Source organism: Acidovorax sp. MR-S7, assembly GCF_000400995.2.
Classification (GTDB): Bacteria; Pseudomonadota; Gammaproteobacteria; order Burkholderiales; family Burkholderiaceae_C; genus MR-S7.
Window position 1 is genome coordinate 33,006 of the sequence record NZ_DF238930.1, and the last position, 26,056, is coordinate 59,061.

Genomic DNA, 26,056 nt, shown 5'->3' on the forward strand with positions numbered 1-26,056 from the left:
GGTGCGGCGCCGCCGTGCCGTGCTTCCTATACTGACGTAACCAGTTGTATTCCCGCGTTACGCCATGCCCCTGCTCCACCGCCTGCGCCTGTCGCACAAGTTCCTCATCCTGAGCTGCGTGGCCCTGGTCATGGCCGCGCTGCCCTCCACCCTCTACCTGCGCCAGCTGGGCCAGGACGTGCAGGCCCTGCAGGCGCAGGCGCGCGGCATGCCCGCGCTGCGCAGCCTCAGCCAGACGGTGCGGCTGGTGCAGACGCACCGCGGCCTGTCGGCGGCCATGCTGGGCGGCAACGAGCAGCTGGCCGCGCGCCGGCCCGGCGTGCGCGACGCGCTGAACCAGGCGTTCGACGCCGCCGCTGCGCAAGTGGCCACGGCAGCGCCCGCCCATGCCGGCGACCTGGACCGCCTGCGCCAGGACTGGCAGGCGCTGCGCCAGTCCGTGGACGACCGCTCCCTCCAGCTCGCCCAGAGCATGGCCCGCCACACCGCGCTGGTGGCGCGGCTGCTGCAGCTGAGCGAGACGCTGCTGCACGCCAGCGGCCTGAGCACCAGCCCCCACCGCGACACGCAGGCGCTCATCCAGGCCACGCTGCAGCAGCTGCCCATGCTGGGCGAGCAGCTCGGCCAGATGCGCGCCATCGGCGCCGGTGCGCTGACGCGCGGCGAGCTGCCGCGCGAGGTGCGCGGCCAGCTGCGTGCCCAGCACGCGCGCGCCGACGAGCTGCGCACCGGCGCGCTGGACAGCCTGGCGCGCGCCCTGGAGCACAACGGCGCCTTCGCCGCCGCGCTGGACGCGCCGCTGGCCACGATGAAGGCCCGCTCCGGCGAGGCGCTGCAGCGCGTGGCCACCGCCCTGCTGGACGTCGCCGAGCTGGGGCAGGACGCCACCGCCTACTTCGACACCCTCACCGCCGGCATCGACGCAGGCAACGCCCTGGGCGGCCAGGCCGTGGACCTGCTGCTGGCCCAGGCGCAGGAGCGCGCCGCCGGCGCCCAGCGCCACCTCCTGCTGATGGCCGGCGCCATTGCGCTGCTGGCGCTGGCCGCGGGGCTGCTGGCCGTCGCCTTCGTGCGCTCCATCACCCAGCCGCTGGCCCAGGCCGTGGCGCTGGCCAACGCCGTGGCCGAAGGCGACCTGGGCGGCCAGGACGTGCCCCACGGCAGCAACGAGGTCGGCCGCCTCATCGCCGCGCAGCAGCAGATGCGCGCGCGGCTGCGGCCCGTCATCGGCCAGGTGCGGCGCGGCGCCGAAAGCGTGGCCACCGCCAGCAGCCAGATCGCGCAGGGCAACCAGGACCTGTCGGGCCGCACCGAGAGCCAGGCCAGCGCGCTGGAGCAGACCGCCGCGTCGATGGAGCAGCTCAGCGCCACCGTGCGCCACAACGCCGACACCGCGCGCGAGGCCAGCCAGCTCGCCGCGCAGGCGCGCGACATGGCGGCCCAGGGCGGCACCGCCGTGGAGCAGGTGGTGGACACCATGCAGGGCGTGCACCAGGCGGCGCGGCAGATGGCCGACATCATCCAGGTGATCGACGGCATCGCTTTCCAGACCAACCTGCTGGCGCTCAACGCCGCCGTGGAGGCCGCCCGCGCCGGCGAGCAAGGCCGAGGCTTCGCCGTGGTCGCCGCCGAGGTGCGCAACCTCGCCGGGCGCAGCGGCGAGGCGGCCAAGCAGATCCGCACGCTGATCGACGACAGCAACGCCCGCGTGTCCGCCGGCAACGCCCAGGCCAGCGCCGCGGGCCGCACCATGGACGAGGTGGTGCAGAGCATCCAGCGCCTGAGCGCCATGGTGGGCCAGATCAGCAACGCCAGCCAGGAGCAGGCCAGCGGCGTGGCCCAGGTGGGCGAGGCCGTCACGGCCCTGGACCAGGTGACGCAGCAGAACGCCGCCCTGGTCGAGGAGATGGCCGCCGCCGCGGGCAGCCTGAGCAGCCAGGCGCAAGCCCTGGTGCAGGCGGTGGCGGTGTTCCGCGAGGGCGGCGGCGTGGCGCGGCCGGCACTCCTGAATCAATAGCTGGCAGCGCTTTCCTGGAAAGCGCCAGCGCCATTTTTCTTCAAAAAAAGAGCGCCCCAGGCGCTCTTTTCAATCCCCTCAAACCCGCCGCCGCACCGCCCGCAGCCCGAAGGCCGCCGCCAGTGCCGACAGCAGCAGCACGCCCCATTCGCTCAGCGTGGGAATGGCCTGCGCACCAGCCGCAGCGCCCCTGACCATGAAGCCGCCCGGATCCTTGATGAGCCGGTTGGCCTGGCCATCGTGGTCGCCCAGGCCGCCATCGGTCAGCTTCAGGGTCACGCTCATGCGGTCGACTGCCAGCTCGGCCCGGCTGGCGGGCAACTCGTACCAATGGGGAAGCGCGCATTGCGCCGCGTCCGTGCAGCTGTACCCCACAGGGCTGGGGCCGTACTTCATGTACACCGCACCGCTGGGCACGGGCTGGGTGAAGCGCACGATGACAGTGGCTTCGCTGCCCACGTCGCCCGCGCTCAGGTCCAGCGACAGCAAACCGGCAGGGAAGACGGCATTGGCCGCCGGTGCGCTGGCGCCCTGGGGCAGCGCGGGGCTGAAGCTGGCGCTGTCCAGCTGCCAGTTGTTCCCCGCTCGCAGTTCCACCGTGCCGGTGGGCACGGCGCCGCCGCCGGTGCTGGCCCAGGGGGCCTGGCAACTGCTGTTCGACCCGCCGTTCGCGCCCTGGCAGGCCCAGGTGTATTGGCCGCCGCTGCTGGCCAGGGTGCCGGGCGTGCCTGCGCTGCACAGGTTGGCCGTGGGGGCCACGGCCTGAGCCTGGCTGGCTGCCGTGCCGCAGACACCGGCGACCGGCGCCAGGGCGACGGCGGCCGTGGGGCTGGAGCAGGCCTCGGCGCCCTGCGCGCCAGCGCTGGTCACGGGGGTGACGCAGAAGGTCAGCGCCTGCCCCGCGTCCGCCGCCACGAGCAGGTACGCCGATCCGTTGGCACCGGCGATATCGCTGCCGCCACGCTTCCACTGGAAGGTGCTGGCGCCCTGCGGGTCGCCCTCGGCATCGGCATAGGTGTAGGAGCCCGTGAGCTGCTGGCCCACGGTGGCCGTGCCGCTGATGGCGACGCCGCTGGCCGTGGGCGCGGCATTGGCGGGCACTGCGGCCGTGGGCTGCGAGCACTGCTGCGCGCCCAGCGCGCCAGCGCTGGTCACGGGGGTGACGCAGAAGGCCAGCGTGTGCCCCACGTCCGCCGCCACGGGCGTGTACGTCGATCCGTTGGCACCGGCGATGTCGCTGCCGCCGCGCTTCCACTGGAAGGTGCTGGCGCCCTGCGGGTCGCCCTCGGCATCGGCATAGGTGTAGGAGCCCGTGAGCTGCTGGCCCACGGTGGCCGTGCCGCTGATGGCGACGCCGCTGGCCGTGGGCGCGGCGTTGGCGGGCACTGTGGCGGTGGGCTGCGAGCACACCTGCGCGCCCGCCGCGCCGCCGGGCGAGACGGGGGTGACGCAGAAGGTCAGCGTCTGCCCCGCGTCCGCCGCCACGGGCGTGTACGTCGATGCGGTGGCGCCGGTGATGTCGCTACCGTCGCGCCGCCACTGGAAGGTGCTGGCGCCCGGCGTGCTGCCGCCGTCGCCGCCCGTATAGGTGTAGGTGCCGGTGAGCGCCTGGCCTTGGGCGGGCGTGCCGCTGATGGCCACATTGCTGGCCGTGGGCGGCACCAAGAGCACATGCCCCACCACGCGCCCGTTGTACGCGTCGGCCACCAGCAGGGTGTTCGTCTGCGGGTTGTAGCCCAGGCCGACTGGCCACGCCAACTCGCCCTTGGCTGTCGAGCCGTGATCGCTGTCGCCGGTGAAGTCCACACGCCCCAGCACATGGTCGGCAGGGGCACCGTTGGCCTTGCCCGCGGGGTCGTCGTAGACCAGCACGCGGTTGAACGCCGTGTCCACGATGTACAGGGAGCCGTCGGGCAACACCTCCATGTCGGTCACGTCGGTGGACAGGTTGTCCGCCGCTATCGCCGTGCCGTTGGGGGTCACCGAGGTGTAGTCGGCGCGGCCCAGGACGCCGTCGGCATCCACCAAGCCGGTCTTGCCAGCGGCGTTGTTGAACCGCAGGATGCGGCGGTTGCGGCCCTCGCTCACGTAGAGGTTGCCTGCGGCATCCACCGCCAGGCCCAGGATGCCGTTGAAGGTCGATCGCGTGGTGCTGCCCGCGCCCGCCGAGCTGAAGTTGGACACGCCCAGCACGCCGCTGGCGTTGGCGCCGCTCAGCATGGTGCCAGCGTTGTTGAAGCGAAGCACCCGGTGGTTGGGGCCGTCGGCCACGTACAGCTCCCCGCCCGGGCCCAGGGCGATGCCCGTCATTTGCGACCAGCCGCCCGACTCGTAGGTGTAGATGGGGCCGAAGCGGTTGGGCGCAGCGCCGGTCTCGAAGGCTGTGAAGCTCGACTGGCCCAGCACGGCGTTGGCGGCGGCCGCACCCGTGGTTTTCGACCAGGCGCTGTCGTAGCGCAGCACCCGCCGGTTGTTCGCGTCCACGACATAGAGGCGCCCGGCGCTGTCGATGGCACAGACCGTGGGACCGTCGAGGGTGCTCGCTGAACGGCCGCCAGTGTTCGGCGTTGTGTTGGTCAGCGTGGGCTGGCCGAAAACCGCCTCGGGCGTGCCTTCTTTCCTGGCGGCCTCCGCGGCGGTGAAGCGCAGAACTCTGTGGGCGCCCCTGTCCACCACGTAGACCTTCTCATTCGTGCCATCGACGCACACGTCGGACGGCGAGCCGAAGATGGGGTTTTCCGGGCCGAAGGGGTCGTCATAGCTGCCCCCCAGCGCCTGCGTGGCGTCCTGCCCGTTGGTCCAGGCCGTGGCGGCGCCGGCAGTCCCTGTGCCCAAGGCCAGCGCGATGCCCAGCCCCAGGGGCGCGAGCACGCCGGGGCGGCAGCGCATGGGCGCCGTGGTTTCGATGGTTTTTTTCACTTTCCCGAACTCCTGATGAATGTCGGGGAAAGTCTAGGAACGGAGCCACCGCCCAGGGCTGAGCAAGTCTGAGCGAACCTCAGCGAACCTGAGCGGGCTCGTAGAACACGAACCCGCTGCCGCGCACGGTGCGCACGGGCAGCAGGCAGCCGGTGGCGTCTTCCACACGCTGGCGCAGGCGGTGCATTTGCGAGTCCAGGCGGCGCTGGTCGTAGTCATCGTAGTCGGCGCCCAGCGCCTGCACGATGTCGCGGCGGCTCACCGTGGCGCCGCTGCGCAGCATCAGGCAGTGCAGCACCGCCGAATCCTGCGGCGACAGGGCCACGCGCGCGGCCAGCGGCGCACCGGCCACGTGCAGCATGGCCGGCCCCAGCTCCAGCTGCCACGGCGCGGGCTGCGCGGGGGCGGCGTCCAGCGCGGGCAGGGGCTGCAGAGCCAGGCGGCGCTCCAGCGCGGCCAGGGTGGCGGCCAGTTCGTCCAGGTCGCAACCCTTGCCCAGGTAATGGTCGGCCCCGGCCTCCAGCCCGGCGATGCGGTCGTAGGCCGTGCTGCGCGCGCTGTACACCACGATGCCCAGGGCCTCGCCCGTCTGGCGCAGGCGGCGGATCAGCGCCAGGCCGCTGCCGTCGGGCAGGCCGATGTCGATCACCGCCAGCCGGTGGCGCCGGGCGTCGAACATCTGCGTGAACGCCGCCACGCTCGACAGGCACAGCGGCGCATAGCCCAGGCTGTCCAGGAACCGGCCCAGCTCCTTGAGCAGCACGGGCTCATCCTCCAGCAAAATCACTTCCAGCATGGCAGGCAACTCAGCAACACAAAGCTTTCGATTATTGGGCAGCGCCTGGGCCCTGGCATGCGGGTGGCTGATCGCCGCGCTGTACGTGTTGTGCCCCGCGCCGGGGCTGGCCCAGCCCCTGCCACTGGATGCGGACACCCCCATGCGGGACACGGCGGGCCATGTGCAGTGGCTGGCCGACGCTGGCGGCCAGTGGCAGGCCGCGGACGCCGCCGCCGCCCCCGGCTGGCAGCACCTGCCCGGCAGCCTGGGCGCGGGCTACACCCGCGCCGCCATCTGGCTGCGGGTGCAATTGCACATCCCCCAGGCGCTGCCCGACGGCTGGATGCTGCACCTGGACAACGCGGTGCTGGACGATGTGCGCTTCTACGTGCGCGGCCCCGGCGCCGCCGGCTGGCGCAGCCTGGGCCGCAGCGGCGAAGACGTGCCCCGCGCGCAATGGCCCGTGGACTACCGCAGCCCGGTGGTGGCCTTTTCTCCCACGCTGCCCGGCACCTACGACGTGCTGGTGCGGCTGCAGAGTAAGAACTCCATCACCACGCAATGGCGGGTGTGGCAGCGCCTGGCGTTCGACAACTACTCGCGCCGCGAGGCGCTGCTGTTCGGCCTGCACTACGGCTTCTACCTGCTGCTGATCCTGCTGCACTGCGCCTTCTGGGCCGCCACGCGCGCGCCCGCCAGCGGGCGCTTCCTGCTCTACATCGGCTCCAGCATGTTCAGCGAGATGCTGGCCTCGGGCCTGACGCAGCAGCTCACCGGCCTGGGCGCCGCCTGGAGCGACCCGCTGCTGGCCGCCGGCGTGGCCGTGTGCCTGGGCGTGGGCATGCACATCGTCACCGACCTGCTGGAGCTGCGGCCGCTGGCCCCCCGGGCCACGCGGGCCCTCATCGGGCTGTCCAGGGCCGCCGGGGCCGTGCTCGCGGCCCTGGCGCTGCTGGGTCTGTACGTGCCGAGCATGGTGGCCTCGCAGGTGCTGAGCCTGCTGGGCATCGGCGGCGTCACCCTGCTGGCCCTGGTGCTGCTGCTGCGCGGGCACCGCCCCGCCCGGCTGTTCGTGCTGGCCTTCGGCGTGTTCTATGGCGGCCTGGCCGTCGCCTACCTGCGCAACATGGGGCTGGCGCCCGTCAACGCCTGGACGCAATACGCCTCCACGCTGGGCATCACGCTGCACATGCTGATGGTAGGCACCATCCTGCTGTGGCGGCACGAGCGCCAGCGCCGCGCCCGCGAGCTGCGCCAGGCCGCGCTGGCCGCCGAGCTGGAAACCGAGCGGCGCGCCCTGGCCGAGCAGCGCGAATTCGTGGCCATGGTGTCGCACGAGTTCCGCACCCCGCTAGCCATCATCACCACCACCGCCCAGCTGCTGGGCCGCAGCCAGAACGGCCCGCCAGACATCCACCAGGAGCGCTGCGGCAACATCCGCCAGGCCGGGCAGCGCCTGCTGGCGCTGGTGGACGACTACCTGAGCGAAGACCGCCTGCAGCAACCCCGCGTGGCCGTGCATCTGCACGCCTGCGACCTGCAGGCGCTGCTGGAGGGCCTGCGCCACGACCTGGGACGCGACTGGCCCGCCCCGCGCCTGCAGTGCCACATTGCCCCCGGCGCCCGCCACCTGCGCACCGATGCCGAGCTGCTGCGCATCGCCCTGCGCAACCTGCTGGCCAACGCCGACCGCCACACCGCCGCGCACGCCAGCATCCAGGTACACGCCTGGCGCGAGGGCGCGCAGACCTGCATCACCGTGGCCAACCCCGGCCCCGAGATCCCGCTCGGCGACCGCGAGCGCCTGTTCCAGAAGTACTACCGGGGCGCCAACACCCAGGGCAGCCCCGGCGCGGGCCTGGGCCTGTACCTGGTGCGGCGCACCATGCACCAGCTGGGGGGCAGCGTGGAATTGCGCGGCGCGGGCGGCGCCGGGCCTGTCTGCTTCGGACTGCGCCTGCCCACCCTGCCTGGCGCGGCGAAATAGCTCATATTTTTATAGCTTCCTGCGCTTTACCATCAAGCGCTAGAGGCCGATTTGGCTTCAACGTAGCGCCGCAGGTAGCGCCCCGTGTGGCTGGCCGGGTGGGCGGCCACCTCCTCGGGCGTGCCCTGCGCCACCACCGTGCCGCCGCACGCGCCGCCCTCGGGGCCCATGTCGATGACCCAGTCGGCCGTCTTGATCACATCGAGGTTGTGCTCGATCACCACGATGGTGTTGCCCGCGTCGCGCAACTGCAGCAGCACCTTGAGCAGCAGGTCGATGTCGGCGAAGTGCAGGCCGGTCGTGGGCTCATCCAGGATGTAGAGCGTGCGGCCCGTGTCGCGCTTGGACAGCTCCTGCGCCAGCTTCACGCGCTGCGCCTCGCCGCCCGAGAGCGTGGTGGCGCTCTGGCCCAGGCGGATGTACGACAGGCCCACGTCCAGCAGGGTCTGCAGCTTGCGCGCGATGGTCGGCACGTCCTTGAAGAAGGCGTGCGCGTCTTCCACCGTCAGGTCGAGGATTTGCGCGATGTTCCTGCCCTTCCACTGCACCTCCAGCGTCTCGCGGTTGTAGCGCTGGCCGTGGCACACGTCGCAGGGCACGTACACGTCGGGCAGGAAGTGCATCTCCACCTTCACCACGCCGTCGCCCTGGCAGGCCTCGCAGCGGCCGCCCGCCACGTTGAAGCTGAAGCGCCCCGGGCCGTAGCCGCGCTCCTTGGCGGTGTTGGTCTCGGCCATCAGCTCGCGGATGGGCGTGAACAGGCCCGTGTACGTGGCCGGGTTGCTGCGCGGCGTGCGGCCGATGGGGCTCTGGTCGACGTTGATGACCTTGTCGAAGTAGTCGATGCCCTCGATGGCCTCGTGCTCGGCCGGCTCGTCGTGCGCGCGGTGGAGCTGGCGCGCCACGGCCTTGTGCAGCGTGTCGTTGACCAGCGTGCTCTTGCCCGAGCCGGAAACGCCCGTCACGCAGGTGAACAGGCCCACGGGGAATTCCACGCTCACGCCCTTGAGGTTGTGGCCCGTCGCGCCGATCACGCGCAGCGCCTGCACGTCGCCCTGGCGCGCGCGGTGCTCGGCCATGCGTTCCTTGCGGCGCTGGCTGGCGGCGGTTTCGGGGAAGCGCGATTTGGATTTCTTCTCGGGCTCGCCGGCGTCGACCACGGGCAGCCACGGCGTGCGCCGCGCGGGCACGGGGATGCTGCGCGCGCCGCGCAGGTACTGGCCAGTGAGCGAATCGGGCGCGGCGCACAGGTCGGCGTAGCTGCCCTGCGCCATCACGCGCCCGCCGTGCACGCCCGCGCCGGGGCCCATGTCCACCACGTGGTCGGCGGCGCGGATCATGTCCTCGTCGTGCTCCACCACGATCACGCTGTTGCCGATGTCGCGCAGGTGCTGCAGCGTGGCGATGAGCCGGTCGTTGTCGCGCTGGTGCAGGCCGATGCTGGGCTCGTCGAGCACGTACATCACGCCCGTGAGGCCCGATCCGATCTGCGACGCGAGGCGGATGCGCTGCGCCTCGCCGCCGCTCAGGGTCTCGGCGCTGCGATCCAGGCTCAGGTAGTTCAGGCCCACGTCGTTCAGGAAGGTCAGGCGCGCGGCGATCTCGCGCACGATCTTGTCGGCGATCTCGGCCTTGGCGCCGGTCAGGCGCAGCGCGCGGAACCAGCCGAGGGCATCGGCCAGCGTCTGGTGACTCACCGCCTGGATGGACTGCGCGGCATCGCCTTCGCCCACCAGCACGTGCCGTGCCTCACGGCGCAGGCGCGCGCCGTGGCAGTCTGGGCAGGGCTGGGTGCTGCGGTAGCGTGCGAGATCCTCGCGCACCACCACCGAATCCGTCTCGCGGTAGCACCGCGCCATGTTGGGCAGGATGCCTTCGAACGGGTGGCTCTTGACGATGGGCTTGCCCTTGTTTGCGCCGCTGTCGAGCAGGTAGCTGAAGGCGATGTCCTCGTCGCCCGAGCCGTGCAGCACGGTGCGCTGCACGCGATCGGGCAGTTGCTCGAAGGGCGTTTCCACGTCGAAGCCATAGTGCCGCGCCAGGCTCTCCAGCATGGCGAAGTAGTAGCCGTTGCGCCGGTCCCAGCCCTTGATCGCGCCGCTGGCGAGGCTGAGGGATGGGAAGGCCACCACGCGCGCCGCGTCGAACACCTCCTGCTGGCCGATGCCGTCGCACGCCGGGCACGCGCCCGTGGGCGAGTTGAACGAGAACAGGCGCGGCTCCAGCTCGGGCAGCGAGAAGCTGCAGATGGGGCAGGCGAACTTGCTGCTGTAGAGGTGCTCGCGGCCCGTGTCCATCTCCAGCGCCAGCACGCGGCCGTTGCCTTCCGCGCCGCCCACGCGCAGCACGGCCTCGATGCTCTCGGCCAGGCGCTGCTGGGCGTCGGGGCGCACCTTCAGGCGGTCGATCACCACGTCCACGTCGTGCTTCTCGGTTTTCTTGAGCTGGGGCAGGTTCTCCACCTCGTAGGTCTGCCCATCGACGCGAAAGCGCACGTAGCCCAGCGCCTGCATCTGCTGGAACACCTCGGTGAACTCGCCCTTTCTCGTACGCGCCACGGGGGCCAGCAGCATCAGGCGCGTGTCCTCGGGCAGGGCGAGCACGGCGTCCACCATCTGGCTCACCGTCTGCGACGCCAGCGGCAGGCCGTGGTCGGGGCAGTGCGGCGTACCCGCGCGCGCGAACAGCAGGCGCAGGTAGTCGTGAATCTCCGTCACCGTGCCCACGGTGGAGCGCGGGTTGTGGCTGGTGGCCTTCTGCTCGATGCTGATGGCTGGCGACAGGCCCTCGATCAGATCCACATCGGGCTTGTCCAGCCGCCCCAGGAACTGGCGCGCGTAGGCCGACAGGCTCTCCACGTAGCGCCGCTGCCCCTCGGCGTAGAGCGTGTCGAACGCGAGGCTGGACTTGCCCGAGCCCGACAGCCCCGTAATGACAACGAGCTGGTTGCGCGGCAGGTCCAGGTCGATGTTCTTGAGGTTGTGCGTGCGCGCGCCACGGATGCTGATGCGCTGCTCGCGCAGGGCGCGGGCGAGGTAGGGGCCGTCGGCAGAGGAAGAAGCGGTGTCGGGCATCGGCGGGGCGCAAAAAAAAGCGGAACCCACCATGATAGGTGAGCCCCCCGCCGCGCGCCGTGCCTCGTGCACATCACCCCATTCCCATCCCGAGGCGATTCCGATACGATGCTTACAAATACAAGCTTTTTTGGCCTTCAGGCCAATACTGCCAAGCGCAAGCAGCTATTTTTTCAATAGCAAAACCACCCTCCTCGATGCGCCACGAAACCCCGCACCCCGGCCTGCCCGCCGTGCGCCTGCTGCTCACCCAGCGGCTGGCCGCCCTGGCGGGCGCGGGCACCATGCGGGCGCTGCGCGAGGGGCTGCTGTGGCTGGTGCCCTGCCTGCTGGTGTCGGCGGCCTTCCTGCTCGCCTCGGCCCTGGCGCAGATGGCCGGGCTGCCCGCGCCGGTGGTGCAGTGGCTGGCGGGGCTGCACACCGAGATCAGCGCCGCGCTGCCGCTGCTGGTGGCCGCGTCGATCGGCTACATGCTGGCCATCCGCCACCGGCTGCCGCGCCTGCCCGTGGCGTTCCTGTGCCTGGTGTACGTGGAGATCGCCGCCTTCGTGCTGCGCGGGCATCCGCGCGCGGCGGCCACGCTGGTGCTGTTCATCGCCATTGCGTCGCCGCTGATCAACGTGCCGCTGATGGCGCGGCTGCATGCCCGGCGCTGGACGCGCATCGCCCGTGGCGGGCTGGGGGCGAGAGCGTGCGCGACGCGATGAACCTGGTCGTCCCCGGCATCGTCACCGCCGCGCTGCTGGCAGCCGTGCTGGCTGCGCTGGCGCAGGTGCCCGCGCTCACGCAGGCCGAGCTGCCGCTGGCCCTGGCCGCGCCCGGGTCGCCCTACCGCAGCGGCGTGCTGCTGGCCGCGCTCAACTCGGTGCTGTGGTTCTTCGGCATCCACGGCTACTACGCGATGCAGCCGTTCTTCCAGGTGCTCGACCAGGCCGTGGTGCTGAACGCCGCCGACGCGGCCGCGGGCCTGGCGCCGCGCCATGCGCTGACCAGCGGGCTGATGGGCGCGTTCGTCTTCGTCGGCGGCGCGGGCGGCACGCTGTCGCTGTCGCTGGCGGCGCTGCTGTTCTGCCGGGGTCGCGGGCTGCGCCTGGTGGCGCTGGCCAGCCTGCCGGTGTCGCTGCTCAACGTGAACGAGATTCTGCTGTTCGGCCTGCCCGTCATCCTCAACCCGCGGCTGCTCGTGCCCTTCGTGGCCGTGCCGGTGCTCAACCTGGCGCTGTCGCTGGCCGCCGTGCAGGCGGGCTGGGTGGCCGCCGCCACGGTCCAGCTGCCCTTCACCATGCCCGTGCTGCTCAACGCCTACGTGAGCACCGGCGGCGACGCGGCCGCCGTGCTGCTGCAGGTGCTGCTGGTGGGCCTGGGCACGCTGGTGTACGCGCCCTACATCCGCGCCCTCGACCAGGCCGGGCGCGAGGAAAACGCCATCCACCTGCGCGCGTTCGACACCACCTTCACCCGCCTGCCCGAGGAAGCGGCCCTGGCCACCCCCGACCCGGTGGAGCAGGCCCACCGCGAGCAGGCGCGGCGCGAGACCGTGCTGGCGCACATCCGGCGCATCAGCGAATACGACTTCCACCTCGAATACCAGCCCCAGGTGGCGCTGCCCAGCGGCCGCTGCACCGGCTGCGAGGCGCTGCTGCGCGCACGCGACCGCAGCGGAGCCTCGCAGCCGCCCGGCACCCTCCTGCCGTGGCTGGCCGAGGCCGGGCTGATGCGCGAGGTGGACCTGTGGGTGGCCGGCAGCGCCGTGCAGCAGCACCGGCAGTGGAGCGAGCAGGGCTTCGCGCTGCCCATCAGCATCAACGTGACCGGCGCCACCCTCACCTCGCCCGGCCACTGCGAGCGGCTGGTGAAGATCCTCGCCCGCGCCGGCGGGCAGGTGGGCATCGAGATCACCGAGGAGGCCCTGGCCGGCGACGTGCCCGCCATCCGCCAGGCCATCGCGCGCATCCACGCCATCGGCTCCAAGGTGGCCATCGACGACTTCGGCACCGGCTACTCGTCGCTCGCCTACCTGCACCAGTTCGACGTGGACGTGATCAAGATCGACCGCAGCTTCGTCGTCGCCCGCGACGACCCGAAGGGCGCGCAGGTGATGGACGGCCTGCTGCGCCTATGCGAGGCGCTGCGCCTGCCCACCGTGGTCGAGGGCGTCGAGACCGAGGCCCAGTGCCGTGCGCTGCAGTCGCCCGCGGGGCTGATCGTGCAAGGGTGGCACTTCAGCCGGGCGCTGCCGGCGCGGGAGGTGGCGGCCTTCGCGCGGGGGCGTGAAATTCACCAATTTCAGTGATTCACAAAAATTCACACTCCCGATAGCCTGGATACAGGCCGTTGAAGGCTTTTCGGCTGCCAGCGCTTACCCATCAAGCGCTGGCAGCTATGGTTTTTGAAAACGAAAGCACCGCCATGCCGCCCACCACGCCCTTCCGCATGCATCGGGATACACCCTGGCTTCCGCTGCTGAAGCGCTGGGCCGCCGCGCTGTTCCTGGGCTGCCTTGCCAGCCTGTTCAGCCTCAACGCGCAGGCCAGCACGGCGGGCACCACGGTTGATTTCTGGGGTGAAAGCAGCGGCACTCCCTACCGATGGAACGCCGACCCCTCCTTGGCGGTCGGCAGCGGCGTTGAGTTCGACACAGGCGCCTTCCGTTTCGACGTCGATCCGGCGGCCGGGACATTCACGATCGACGTTTACCAAGCGGATCCCGCCTATCGCGTGTGGGGTGGGCTGAACAACGACCGGCAGTTCTCTGTCGTTTTAAGCGGCGGAACCCTCTACCAGTTCACCGGCATCACACCCGCCGGCGGCACCGCGGGCGACGCGGGCAGCTACGCGGCCGCCTTCAACGGCAAGACGCTGACGTTCACCGTCCCTTCCAATACCCAGCCCGTGGCCCAAGGCACCATCGTTTTCACGTTCACCTCCATGACGACACCCACGCCCACCGTCACCGGCGCAACGCCGAACAGCGGCTCCACGGCGGGCGGCACCGTCGTCACCCTCACCGGCACCCACTTCACCGCCGGCGCAACGGCGGTGACGTTCGGCGGCAGCAGCGCCACGGGCATCACCGTCCTCAGCGCCACCTCGCTCACCGCCACCACCCCGGCGCACACCGCGGGCCCGGTGAACGTCAGGGTCACCACCCCCGGCGGCTACGCCACGCTGACCAACGGCTATACCTACGCGGTGCCGTCCAGCAATGCCAGCCTGTCGGGCCTGGCGCTGTCGGCGGGCACGTTGAGCCCGGCCTTCACAACGGGCAACACAAGCTACACGGCGGCGGTGAACGACATGGTGGCCAGCATCACCGTCACCCCCACGCTGGCCGATGCCAACGCCACGGTGACGGTGACGAAGGCGGCGTCAGGCCTTTTTGCGAATATTTTCAGCACGCAAGTCTCCTGCACCGGCGGGAGCAATGGCACGGCCACGGCTCTTGCATACGGGGGCGTGCCTCCCTACACCTACTTGTGGTCGCCTGGCCAAGCACTCTCAGCAACAGCAACCGGCCTGCCCGCAGGCACCTACTCCGTCACGGTGACCGACAGGGCCGGCAGCACGTTCACCGTGGCGAACATCGCGATCTCGCAGCCCGCCTCTGCCCTGACGGGCTCCGCGAGCGTGGTTGCCCACCCCGTGGGCTCCAACGCCACCGGCCGCGCCAGCGTCTCCCCCAGCGGCGGCACACCGGGGTATACCTACTACTGGACACCGTCCAACCAAACCACATTCACGGCCACGGGCCTGGCCGCAGGCACCCACACCGTCAGCGTCATGGATGCGAACGCGTGCCAAATCGACCGCAATGTCACGCTGATCGCCCAGGCGCCCACGGTGCAATCGGTGGCGGTGCCCGCCGGCGGCACCTATGGCGCGGGCCAGGTGCTGGTCTTCACGGTGAATTACGACGCCCCCATCATCGTGAGCGGCACGCCCCGCATTCAGCTGACCATTGGCAGCAACATCCGTTATGCAACGTATGCCGGCGGCACGGGCACTGCGGCGCTCTCCTTTGCCTACACCGTGCAGGCTGGCGACGCGGACATGGACGGCATCGCCGTCATGGGCCTCGGCCTGAATGGCGGCACGCTGAGCAGCGGCGCGGCCAGCGCCGACACCACGCTGAACAGCCTTGGCAGCACTACCGGCGTACTGGTAGGAACGCCCCCCACCGTGACCGACGCGCGCATCACCCTCTCGGGCGGCACGGGCACCGGCGACGCCTACAAGCGGGGCGACACGGTGAGCGCCACCTGGAACAACTCCGCCAGCGGCGACAACAACAGCGGCATCACCGGCGTGACGGTGGACTTCAGCGCGTTCGGCGGCGGCGCGGCGGTGGCTGCCAGCAACACCAGCGGCCTGTGGACGGCCAGCCACCCGCTGCCCGACGGCATCGATGGAGCCAACCGCAACGTCTCGGTCACGGCCACGGGCGCGGGCGGCACCACCACCACGGCGGACACGAGCAATGCCACGGTGGACACCGTTGCGCCCACGGTGACCGTCATCGCGCCGGGGGGCTAGCCCGGCCCCGCAGATGCGAGCGTGGCCTTCCTCGTCACCTTCAGCGAGACGGTGACGGGCGTGGACAGGACCGATTTCTCGCTGACGACGACCTCGGGCACGGCGGCGGGCACGGTCCCCCAGGTGACGGGCAGCGGCGCAAGCTACACCGTCACCGTCGGCAACATCAGCGGCAACGGCTCGCTGCGGCTCGACCTCAAGGGCAGCGGCACCGGCATCGTGGACGCCGTGGGCAACCCGGCGGCGGGCTACGCCGGCGGCAGCGTGCACACGGTGGCCGTTCTCACCGCGCCGGGCGCGCCCACGGGGGCGCAAGCCACGGCGGGCAACGGGCAGGCCACGGTGACCTTCACCGCGCCCGCCAGCGACGGGGGCAGCCCCATCACCCGCTACACCGCCACGGCCGCGCCGGGCGGCGCCACCGGGTATTGCGACGTGCCCACAGGTTCGCCCACGGGCACGGTGTGCCCCATCGCCTTCACGGGGCTTGCCAACGGCACCAGCTACACCTTCACGGTCAAGGCCACGAACACGGTCGGCACGGGGCCGGACTCCGGCGCGTCCGGCGCCGTGGTGCCGCGCCTGCTGCAGATCAGCGCGCCCGCGGGCGCCGTACCCGGCATGGCGGGCGCGGCCACGGCCACGCTGTCGGGCGGCGGGACGGCCTGCACGCTGCAGGCCAGCGGCGGCTTTGGCGCGGCCGGCGCCAAACCGCCAGGCTTCGACGCGCCCAACGGCCAGTTCAGCTTCACGGCAGAGCATTGCAGCGGCGCGGTGCAGATCGTGCTGCAGTACCCCGAGCCGCTGCCTGCGGACGTGCGCTTTCGCAAGCCCGACGGCGCGGGCGGCTGGTTCGACCCGCAGGACCCCGCCACATCGCTGGGCCTGACCCTGACCAACAACCGCCAGACCGTGACCTACCAGATCACCGACAACGGCCGGGGCGACGCGGACAACACCCCCGGCACCATCGCCGACCCGCTGCTGCCCGTGGTGCCGCTGGCCGCGCCCGGCGGCGCGCACGCCATCCCCACGCTGGGCGCCTGGGCGCTGGCGCTGCTGTCGGCCCTGCTGGGAGCGCTGGGCTGGCGGCGGGCCGCAACTATCAAATAAATAGCTGCCAGCGCTTACTAGGCAAGCGCTGGAGGCCTATTTGGCTCGATAGCCTGCGCCATGGGCGAAAATCCCCGCTTTCGCCCATACGCCCCACCGCCCCTGCCTCCCCGTGCCCTCCCCCGCCGCTTCCACTTCCATGACCCCGCTGGAGCGCCGCTCCAGCATCAGCCTGGCGCTGATCTTCGCGCTGCGCATGCTGGGCCTGTTCCTCGTGCTGCCCGTGTTCGCGCTGGAGGCGCGCAAGTACCCGGGCGGCGACGACCCGGCCCTGGTCGGGCTGGCCATGGGCATCTACGGCCTCACGCAGGCGGTGCTGCAGCTGCCGCTGGGCCTGGCGTCCGACCGGCTGGGGCGCAAGCGCGTGATCGTGGCCGGGCTCGTGGTATTTGCGGCGGGCAGCCTGCTGGCGGCGCTGGCCGACTCGGTGACCGGCCTGGTGATCGGGCGCGCGGTGCAGGGCGCGGGCGCGGTGTCTGCCGCCGTCACCGCGCTGCTGGCCGACCAGACGCGCGACGTGGTGCGCACCAAGGCCATGGCGCTGGTGGGCGCGAGCATCGGGCTGATGTTCGCCATCGCCCTCGTGGCCGCGCCGCCGCTGGCCGCGCACATGGGCCTGGCCGGCCTGTTCGGGCTGACCTGCGCGCTGGCGCTGGCCGGGATCGCCGTGGTGCTGTGGGTGGTGCCGCCCGAGCCCGCGCGCCACGCCGACGCGCCGCGCGGCCGCCTGGCCGACGTGTGGCGCCATGCCGATCTGCTGCGCCTGAATGCGGGCGTGTTCGCGCTGCACACGGTGCAGATGGCCATGTGGGTGGCCGTGCCCGCCATGCTGGTGCAGGCGGGGCTGCCCAAGGACGCGCACTGGCAGGCCTACCTGCCGGCCGTGGTGCTGTCGTTCGCCGCCATGGGCGGCCTCTTCGCCATGGAACGGCGCGGACGCCTGCGCGCGGCGCTGCTCATCGCCATCGGCCTCGTGCTGGCCGTGCAGGCGGGCCTGGGCCTGCTGGCCGCCAGCGGCGCCACGCCCACGCTGGCGGTGCTGGGCACGCTGCTGTTCCTGTTCTTCTGCGGCTTCAACGCGCTGGAGGCCACGCAGCCCAGCCTGGTCTCGCGCATGGCGCCGGCGCCGCTGCGCGGCGCGGCGCTGGGGGCCTACAACACGCTGCAGTCGCTGGGCCTGTTCGCGGGCGGGGCCCTGGGCGGGCTGCTGGCCAAATGGGGGGGCGCGCCGGGGCTGTTCGCCGCCACATCCGTGCTGGCGGCGCTGTGGCTGCTGCTGACCTGGCCGCTGCGGCCCGTGGGGCGCGGCGGCCACTGAAGGAGCGTGCACAATCGGCCGTTTGGCGCGCTACAGTAGGCGCCAACCCCATTTCCCGAAGCGAAGGCACTAGCAGCATGGCATCCGTCAACAAAGTCATCATCGTCGGCAACCTGGGCCGCGATCCCGAAATGCGCACCTTCCCGAGCGGCGACCAGGTGGCCAACGTGCGGATCGCCACCACCGACCGCTGGCGCGACAAGAATACCGGCGAGAACAAGGAAGCCACCGAGTGGCACAGCGTGGTCTTCAACGGCCGCCTGGCCGAGATCGTGGGCCAGTACTTGCGCAAGGGCTCGCAGGTCTATGTGGAAGGCAGCCTGCGCACCCGCAAGTGGACCGACCAGAGCGGCCAGGAGCGCTACACCACCGAAATCCGCGCCGACACCATGCAGATGCTGGGCAGCCGCGGAGGTGCGGGCGGCGGTGCGGGCGGAAGTTATGACGACAGCGGCTACGGCGGCGGTGGAGACGGCGGCTACGAGGCCCCGCGCCGCGCCGCGCCCGCGCCGCGCCCCGCAGCCCCCCCGGCAGCCCGCCCCGCGCCGGCCCCGATGGCCCAGCCGCCGCGCGCGGCGTCGGGTTTCGACGACATGGACGACGACATTCCGTTCTGAGGCGGTGCGTCATCGTTTATTTCAATCGATTGCACCAGCTATTGAAATAACATAATCGGATCGGCGCGCCGCCGCGATGCATGCGAAGGCGCGCCTGTCCGAACCGGGCGGCGTGGGTGCCGCCCTTCCCCTTGCAAGGCCGACCCCATGCGCTTTCCCTCCCTCGCCCGTCCCCGCTCCCTGCTTTCCCTGTGCCTGGCCGCGCTGGTCGCGGGCTGCGGCGGAGGTTCCGGCGGCGACGACGTCGGCCCGCCGGTGGGCACGCAGCAGTACCCCGCCGGGTTCTGGGAAGGCACGGTGGGCACGGGCGTGAGCCAGCGCACGATGGTGGGCTTCATCGACGGCGGCGAAGACGGCAAGGGCGGAGAGTTCTACCTCGCGCGCGGCGCTGCGGGCGCTGCGGGCTACGACGGGCTCTATGGCCTGCTGCGCACCAACGTGACGGCGGTGCAGGCCACGGGAGTGACCTACTTCTCCGTGCAGGACGGCAAGTTCGCCCCGGGCATCACGCTGCGCGGCACGGCCTCGCCCAACGCAGCCACGGGCAAGACGGTGCTCATCAGCGGCAACTACACCAGCCCGGCGGGCACGGCAGCGGCCACCGGCACGCCCACCTCGTTCAAGCTGAACTACAGCAAGCTCAACGACTATCCGGCCCGAGCCAACCTGATCGCTGGCACCTACCGGGGATCGGGCCTATTCGGTGGCCAATGGGTCTTCACGGTGACGGAGCGCGGCGTGCTGTCCGGCCGGGTGGGCGGCTGCAACGTGCAGGGCACGGCCACGCCGCGCTCGCAGGACTCGGCGCTGTATTCGGTGACGATGAACCTGACGGGCGACGAGACTTCGTGCGGCTACCGCAGTTCGCAGCAGTCGGGCGTAGCGGTGCTGCGCTTCGACGCCAACAACGTGCCCAACGGCATCTGGGTGTTCACACGCAACTCCATCGGCACGGACAACACCTTCGTGCTCAATGGCCTGGCCGATCCGCGCCAGCCGACCACGCCCTCCCCCACGCCGCTGTCGGCCGCGGGCAACTGGGCCGGCACGCTGACGCTGCCCGCAGGCGTGACGGGCGACCTGGACATCCACGGCACGGTATTGCCCGACGGCGGCATGTTCTTCTACACGAACAGCAGCTTCAACCACAACGTGCTCTACGGGCGCCTGATCCGCTACAACAACGACCAGACGACCAACCGGTTCGTGACGGCCAACGACGGCGTGTTCTTCGACCGCCTGCTCGACGGTACGGGCGGCTACCTGGGCGGCTACGTCAGCGGCGTGCTGGTCGATGCCACGGTGGAGAGCGCCGCGGCGAACGGCATCGCGAATCGCCTGACGGGCACCTACAGCTACCCCACGCAGCCAGGCGGCTATCCGACACGGTTCACGATGCAGCCCGACTCCATCTACACGCTGCCCACCCGCCGTGCCGGGCAAGCCGACATCAACATGATCGTCGGCAGCTACCGCATGGCCGGCAGCAGCTTCGGCGGCCACCAGGTGGACATCGACATCGCCGTGGACGGCTCCATCACAGGCGTCACCAGCAACGAGTGCCAGATCGTGGGCAAGCTGCTGGGCAACCTGGACGGGGGCAAGCAGAACCTGTACCGGGTGGAAGCCCTTGGCTTCCTGGATGACGCGAAGCCGGCCAACTCCATCGGCTGCGAGCTGTCGACCGGGCCGTCGCAATCGGGTTCGGCAGCTGCCATCTTCGATGCCAACGGCGAAGTGGTCGGCCTGCGCATCCTGACGGCGGGCCTGTTCCAGTCCGGCCAGCGCGCGCACACGGTGTTCGTGGGCACGAAACTTCCGGCACCTTGAGTACCGCATAGGCCCGTGGCGCTACGTTGCCGGTAGCGCCACGCGTCCACGACACATGACAGATCCCTCGCCGCTATGCGAGGGATTTCTCTTTCTGGGGTAGCGTCCCCCCCCCCGCCAGGGCCCGAAGGGCGGTAGCAGCGTTTCGCCAGTGAAGCGCCGGCTGGCACATTCTGTCGATCAGCCAGCCCCTCGATCAGACGGGCCATGAAGCTCGTCCGCCTACATGCCCATTGAATCCACTCGCAGCGCCCGCCCCCTGCCCACGGGCGAAAAAAATCCCTCGCGTGGCGAGGGATTGTTCTTTGGAAAGCCGCCTGCCGATCAGAACGAATACGGCGACTTCAGCGGATTCACCGGCAGCGCCTGGCGGCCCGTATAGGGCTGCAGCGCATAGCGCACGTACAGCCCGCCCGTGAACTGGCGGTAGTTGCGCGCGTTGTCCAGCGACAGGTGGCTGCCGATGAACAGCTGCGGATGGAGCTGGTACTCCATGGCCATGCCCAGGTTGTAGCCCAGGCCGGTCTTGCTCTGGCCCGGATAGATGGCGGTGGTGTTGGCGCCCACCTCGCCGAATGCCTCGGCATCGCTCGCGGCCTGTGCGGCGGCGCTCTGGCGCGTGCGGCTGGTGGGGAAGTACGGCGCCGCGTCCTCCTTGAAGTACTGCACGCCCAGGGCGCCCTTGATCTGGTAGCTCAGGCGGCCGCTGCGCTGCGCCCAGTCGAAGGGCACGCTCATGGCCAGGAACTGCTGCGGGCTGAAGTAGCCGCCGTGGCCGTAGGTGAAGTAGCGCAGGTTCTTGTCGTAGGTCATGCCCGTGAAATTCAGGCCCGCGGTGAAGGCCGAATCGGCGGTGCGATGAACGCGCCAGTACATGCCGCCGCCCAGTTCGGCGCGGTAGTTGGACTGGACGTTGTGGCCCTGCAGGCTGTGCAGCGCGCCGATGGCGTAGGTGCCGAAGCTGCCGTCGTCCCAGGTCAGGTCCAGCCGGCCGCCATTGGCGGACACCGTGCCCCAGCGCTCGCCCGTGCGCGCGTCGCGCGCGCCGGCGAAGGAGAGCGCGCTGTCCGTCACCGGGCGGCGCGAGAGCTCGCCCGTGAGGGTGGTCTGGTCGCTCAGGCCCATGCGGTAGCGCACGCCGCCCATGATGTCGTTCTGGCGGAAGCCCAGCGGCAGCGTGCCCACGTCCACGGCCAGGTTGGCCGTCTCGTAGCCGATGCCCAGGCCCACGCCGTTGTCGTTCTGCGAGCCCGGCGAGCGCAGCGGCATGTCCAGCGCCGTGGCCGGGCCGCCGCCGAAGCGGCTGAGGGTGCCGTAGGTGGTGTCGGGCGTGCCGGAGCTGACGCCCGTGGGCGTGGCGCGCAGGGTCATCATGCCGTCGCCGGCGCCGAACTTCAGCTCCACCGGCGCCTGCATGTCGGTCAGGCGGCTCATGCCGGACTCGCCCTGGCGCGCACGGCCGACCACGCCCACGGACAGCATGGGCGTGCGGCCCTCCTGCAGCTCGGACAGCTCGTCGAGCGCCGAGCGCGGGCGCGCGGGCTGCGGCACCCCGGCCGGGGCCGGCATGGGCGCCGCGGCCCACAGCGAAGGTGCAGGCGCCGCCTGCGCGGATGCGGCATAGGCGGCCTGGGGCGTCACGTAGCCCGTAGCGGGCTGGGGCACGTAGAGAGGCGCCGGTGCGGCAGCGGAGGCCACGTAGCCCGCGGGCGCGGCAGCGGGTGCAGCGGATGCAGGCGCCGCTGCGGCGGCGGTCCGGGCGGCCGGCAGCGCGGCGCGTGCCTGCGGGGCCGCCTTGGACGCTGCGCGGCCGGTGGCCGGCTGCGGCGCTGCGGCAGCTGCGGACGGTGCCGCAGGAGCAACCGCGCCGTAGTAGCTGGTGGGCGTGGCCAGGGGCACGGCAGCGGGCGCGGCCATGGGGAAGCGCGCCGCCCCCGCGGGCTGGGGAATGTAGGGCTGCGGCCCGGCGACCGCGGCAGGCATGGGCTGCGCGGCGGTGTAGGCCAGGGGCGCGGCGGCCACGGGCACGGCCGTGGGGAAGGGCGTGCGCCCGCCGCCCCAGTTGGACAGGGCGGTGCGGCGGAAGGGGTTGCCGCCCGGCGCCGCGGCGTTCCAGGCCGAAGCGCCCTGGCCCGCCGCTCCGAGCAGCACCGCGCGCTGGCGGTTCTCGGCCTCGATGGCGGCCGCGAAATACTGCCCAGCCTTGGTGGACTGGCCCTTGGCGCGGTACAGGCGGCCGGCGGACGTCAGCACCTCGGGATCATTGGGAGCCAGCTGCAGCGCGACCTGGATGGCCGATTCCGCATAGGCGAAATCCTTGGTGGCCGTGGCCGCCGAGGCGGCCGGCAGCAGCAGCTTGAGGTTGCGCGGGTCCTTCTCCAGCAGGCGGTGGTAGAGCTGCATGGCCTGGGCGTGGTCGCCGTTGTCGGCGTACATGCGGGCCAGCACGCCGACCACGTCGGGATCGTTCGGGCGCTCGGCCAGCAGCGGGGCCAGGGTGTCGTAGGCGGCGGCGAGGTCGCCGGCCTCGCGCAGCGCGTCGGCTTGGCGCAGGATGTAGCCCACGCGAATGTCCTCGTAGCCGCGCCGCTCCTGCGCGGACATGGGCGTGTCCTGCAGCTGGCGCAGGATGCCGGCCAGTTCCACGTCCTGGTGCGTCTTGAGCAGCGCCGCGGCGTACTGCAGGCGCAGCCCGGTGTCGGGGCGGGGCGTGCGCGCGAGCATCTCTCGCACCATGGCCAGCGCGCGGTTGGGGTCGCCCGCGTCGGCATAGGCCAGGGCCACGGTGCCAAGCAGCTCCGGATCCTGGCCCACGAAGGGCTCTGCCTGTGCCAGCACGGACTGGGCCTGCTGCACACGGCCTTCGCGGCCCAGCGCTGCGGCGGCGTCGGCCTGCACGTGCACCCAGACGCGCTTTTGCAGCGCGGCGATGTCGCGCGTGCGGTTCTTTTCGGGAATGCGCTCCAGCGTGGCCAGCGCGCCGGTCCAGTCGCGCGCCTCGGAGGCGAGCAGCGCGCTCGCGTACAGCGCCTCGGGCATGTGCGGGTTGGACACCAGCAGCCCGTCCATCACGCCGCGCGCCTCGTTGATAGCGCCCATCTTCAGATACAGGCGCGCCAGGTCCAGCCGCACCCAGGGGTTGCCGGGGTCGTTGAGCAGCGCGTCTTCCAGGGCGACGCGCGCGGCATTGTCGTCGCCGCGCTCGGCGGCGGCGCGCGCCAGGCCCAAAGCCTGCGCGGCGCGCAGTCGGCCCAGGGCGCCCACCTTTTCCTGCTGGCTGGGCGTGAGCTGCTCGACCAGCTGCAGCGCCTCGGCCGCCTTGCCGGTCTGCGACAGCACGCCCACCAGGCCGCGGATCGCATCGGGGTTGTCGGCCTGGCGCGCGAGCACGCGGCGGTAGGCGGCATCGGCGGCTTCGAGCTGGCCCAGCTCGGCCAGCACGTCGGCCAGGTCGTTCTCGGCAGTGACTTCGCGGGCATCCAGGCGCACGGCCTGGTCCAGCAGCTGGCGCGCGTTGCCCAGGTCGCCCGCCTCGCGCGCGGCGCGGGCCTGCTCGATCAGCGTCCAGTAGGTGGCGCTGTCCAGCGCCTGTTTCCAGCGCGCGGGCGAGCCCTGGCGGGTGGCGCGCTCCAGGTAGCTGCGCGCCTGGGCGAACTCTTCCTGGCGCAGGCGCAGCACGCCCATGCCGCCGAGCGCATCGCCGTCGTTGGGGCGGGTTTCGAGCACGCTGCGGAATTCGGCCTCGGCGGCTTCGAGGTCACCGTCCTCCAGCGCCTTGAAGCCCTCGGTGCTGCGCTGGCGCAGCGGGTCGCGCGCGGCGGCGGCACCGGCGCGCGCGGTGCGCTGGCGCGCCTCGATCTCGCGCAGGCGGGCCTGCATGGCCTCGTCGCCCGGATAGGCGCGCAGGAAGGCCTGGTAGAGCGGAATGTCGGCCGCGCGGCTGCCCGTCCAGGCCAGGGACTTGCGCCAGCTGTCGGTGGCGGCCTTGCCCACTTCGGGGTGGCCGGCCAGGCGGGCGAGCTGGGCGATGCCCTCGCGCCGCGTGGCTTCGCGGTAGGTGAGGTGCTGGGCCAGGGCCAGGGAGATCTTGGCGTCGTCGGGCGATTCGCGCGCCAGGCGCTCCAGGCCGCGGCGGGCCTCGTCCCAGCCGCCGGAGGTGCCGCCCAGCGTCTGGTAGTACTCCAGCGCCAGCGGGCCGGTGGGTGCCTGGTTGCCCAGCGCGGCCTGGTAGCTGCCCATGGCCTGCTCGGCCTGGCCGGCACGGGCCAGGTCGCGCGCCTGCTGCACCTGCGCGCTGTTGCGCTGCACGCCGATCTCCTGCTGCAGCCGCTCCACCAGGCGGTGGCCGGGGTGGGCGCGGCGCAGCTGCTCCAGGTAGCGCTGGGCCTCCTCCACGTGCTGGCCCTGCAGCTGCGCGCGGGCCATGCCGTAGAGGGCGTCGGGCTGGTTCGGGTCCACGCGCAGGAGCTTTTGCCAGCTCTCGATGGCGCGCTGGGCGTCGCCGCGCGACTGCCAGTACTGGCCCTGCTCGATCAGCGTCTTGGTGGCGGCGTCCTGGGCCTGGGCCGGAGCGGCCAGGCCGCCGAGCGAGGCGACGAGGCCCAGGATCAGGGTGTGTTGGTGGTGGCGCTTCTTTGCGGACATGCCTTTTCCCAGCGTAATTGCAGCCTGCCGGAGGGCAGGAATTGGTAGCGTTGTTCCATCCAGCCCGTGCCGAAGAGGCCGAGGACCTGGTCGTAGTATGGCGGCTGGCCGCCAGGCGGCGCCTCCAGCAGCTGCGCGCGCACGCGCTCCTGCTGGGCCTTGAGCGCGGCCGTGGCGCCCAGCGTGCGCAGGTAGGGCAAGAGCGCGGCGGAAAAGCCCGCGGGACCCTGCCCTTCCATCTGCCCGGTGGCGGTCTGCACCTTCTCGGGGGGCACGGCGGCGGTGCGCAGCGCGGCGGCCATGCCGCCCAGGCGGCGGCGCAGCACGGGCGCGAGCGCGTCGCCGCGCGGCGTCATGCCGGCCCAGAGGTAGGTGCGGATGGCGTCGTAGCTGCCGGTGTCGCCCTTCTCGGGGTCGGCCACGAAGGCGCCGCGCGCGGCGCCCTCGCGCACCTCGTAGGCCACCCAGTCGGCGGCGAAACCCTTGGGCGTGGTGCCTTCCAGCACGCGCTGGAAGCTGGCGCCGACGGCCTTCCACGGGCCCTGGGCGTCGAGCCGCTCGAATGCGCGCAGCAGCGGCACGGGCAGATAGCTGGGGTTGAGCCGCCAGGTGCGGCTTTCGGGGCCGCGCAGCGCAAAGCCCTTGGACGCGGGCAGCAGCGTGGGGCCCAGGCCGGGCAGGTCGGCCACTTCCTCTATGGCGACCTGCGCCAGCAGCGTGCGCGCCTGGGCCGTGTAGCGCGGCTCGCGCCAGACGCGGCCGGCCTCGGCCAGGGCGTAGGCGAACCAGAGGTTGGCGTCCGATGCGGGGTTGGCATCTACCACGCCCCAGCGGCCATCGGCCTGGCGCCCCCACTGCCACGCGGGCAGGCGCGCGCCGATGTCGCCGCCCGCGAGGTTGGCGATGCTCCAGGCCCAGAGCTTGTCGAAGCGTGCACGGTCATGCGCCACCAGGGCGAAGAACATGGCGTAGGACTGCCCTTCGGAGGTGGAATGCTGCTGCACGGTGGTGTAGTCGATGACGCGCCCGTCGTCCTGCACGAAGCGCTGCACGAACTGGTCCCACAGCGGCCAGGCCGCGGCGGTGGTGCAGGCGTCCTGCGCCATGGCGCCGGGCAGCAGCGCGCACCACAGGCCCAGCGCGCGCAGCGCGTGGCGCGGCGCGCGGGCGGTGTCAGGGGTGCGGGAGACGGGCGGCATGCGTGTTCGTATCAAATTCAGGAGCTG

General features: G+C 71.7%; 14 protein-coding genes. 9 read left to right on the forward strand and 5 right to left on the reverse strand.

Annotated features, from left to right (window positions below; translation table 11 throughout):
* The first annotated feature begins 64 nt into the window (after positions 1-64).
* Complete coding sequence (locus AVS7_RS12945; protein ID WP_020228827.1) at positions 65-2,017, forward strand: methyl-accepting chemotaxis protein; 1,953 nt, start codon at positions 65-67, stop codon at positions 2,015-2,017.
* A 78-nt stretch (positions 2,018-2,095) separates the two neighbouring features.
* On the opposite strand, the gene AVS7_RS23345 is transcribed toward AVS7_RS12945, so the two are convergent.
* Together AVS7_RS23345 and AVS7_RS12955 are read right to left on the reverse strand one after the other, a co-directional pair.
* On the reverse strand, positions 2,096-4,936 hold the full coding sequence (locus AVS7_RS23345; RefSeq protein WP_020228828.1) for an IPTL-CTERM sorting domain-containing protein: 2,841 nt from the start codon (positions 4,934-4,936) through the stop codon (positions 2,096-2,098).
* A 79-nt stretch (positions 4,937-5,015) separates the two neighbouring features.
* Positions 5,016-5,732, reverse strand: a complete 717-nt coding sequence (locus AVS7_RS12955; protein ID WP_024001520.1) for a response regulator transcription factor — start codon at positions 5,730-5,732, stop codon at positions 5,016-5,018.
* A 34-nt stretch (positions 5,733-5,766) separates the two neighbouring features.
* Here AVS7_RS12955 and AVS7_RS12960 point away from each other — a divergent pair, with 34 nt between their 5' ends.
* On the forward strand, positions 5,767-7,701 hold the full coding sequence (locus AVS7_RS12960) for a sensor histidine kinase (RefSeq protein WP_020228830.1): 1,935 nt from the start codon (positions 5,767-5,769) through the stop codon (positions 7,699-7,701).
* A gap of 32 nt (positions 7,702-7,733) precedes the next feature.
* Here the strand turns inward: AVS7_RS12960 and uvrA are convergent, their stop codons facing one another.
* Positions 7,734-10,775: an excinuclease ABC subunit UvrA gene (gene uvrA / locus AVS7_RS12965; protein WP_020228831.1), complete on the reverse strand. Its 3,042-nt coding sequence runs from the start codon at positions 10,773-10,775 to the stop codon at positions 7,734-7,736.
* 197 nt (positions 10,776-10,972) lie between these two features.
* Here uvrA and AVS7_RS25180 point away from each other — a divergent pair, with 197 nt between their 5' ends.
* The 7 genes from AVS7_RS25180 (at position 10,973) to AVS7_RS12995 (ending at position 20,186) form a co-directional block, all read left to right on the forward strand.
* On the forward strand, positions 10,973-11,482 hold the full coding sequence (locus AVS7_RS25180; protein ID WP_024001521.1) for a signaling protein: 510 nt from the start codon (positions 10,973-10,975) through the stop codon (positions 11,480-11,482).
* Complete coding sequence (locus AVS7_RS12970) at positions 11,479-13,068, forward strand: EAL domain-containing protein (RefSeq protein ID WP_024001522.1); 1,590 nt, start codon at positions 11,479-11,481, stop codon at positions 13,066-13,068. The genes AVS7_RS25180 and AVS7_RS12970 overlap by 4 nt, the downstream gene beginning before the upstream one ends.
* 116 nt (positions 13,069-13,184) lie before the next feature.
* Positions 13,185-15,308 (forward strand): IPT/TIG domain-containing protein, encoded by a 2,124-nt coding sequence (locus AVS7_RS12975; RefSeq protein ID WP_024001523.1) that lies wholly within the window; start codon positions 13,185-13,187, stop codon positions 15,306-15,308.
* Between the two features lie 21 nt (positions 15,309-15,329).
* On the forward strand, positions 15,330-16,421 hold the full coding sequence (locus AVS7_RS12980; RefSeq protein ID WP_020228833.1) for a fibronectin type III domain-containing protein: 1,092 nt from the start codon (positions 15,330-15,332) through the stop codon (positions 16,419-16,421).
* 139 nt (positions 16,422-16,560) lie between these two features.
* Positions 16,561-17,739 (forward strand): MFS transporter, encoded by a 1,179-nt coding sequence (locus tag AVS7_RS12985; protein ID WP_020228834.1) that lies wholly within the window; start codon positions 16,561-16,563, stop codon positions 17,737-17,739.
* Positions 17,740-17,816: 77 nt separating this feature from the next.
* On the forward strand, positions 17,817-18,356 hold the full coding sequence (ssb, locus tag AVS7_RS12990) for a single-stranded DNA-binding protein (protein ID WP_020228835.1): 540 nt from the start codon (positions 17,817-17,819) through the stop codon (positions 18,354-18,356).
* Positions 18,357-18,503: 147 nt separating this feature from the next.
* Complete coding sequence (locus AVS7_RS12995) at positions 18,504-20,186, forward strand: hypothetical protein (RefSeq protein ID WP_020228836.1); 1,683 nt, start codon at positions 18,504-18,506, stop codon at positions 20,184-20,186.
* A gap of 324 nt (positions 20,187-20,510) precedes the next feature.
* Here the strand turns inward: AVS7_RS12995 and AVS7_RS13000 are convergent, their stop codons facing one another.
* Both AVS7_RS13000 and bcsZ read right to left on the reverse strand, forming a co-directional pair.
* Complete coding sequence (locus AVS7_RS13000; RefSeq protein WP_020228837.1) at positions 20,511-24,830, reverse strand: cellulose biosynthesis protein BcsC; 4,320 nt, start codon at positions 24,828-24,830, stop codon at positions 20,511-20,513.
* Positions 24,794-26,029, reverse strand: a complete 1,236-nt coding sequence (bcsZ, locus tag AVS7_RS13005; RefSeq protein ID WP_020228838.1) for a cellulose synthase complex periplasmic endoglucanase BcsZ — start codon at positions 26,027-26,029, stop codon at positions 24,794-24,796. Before bcsZ ends, AVS7_RS13000 begins: the two co-directional genes overlap by 37 nt.
* Positions 26,030-26,056: the final 27 nt, after the last annotated feature.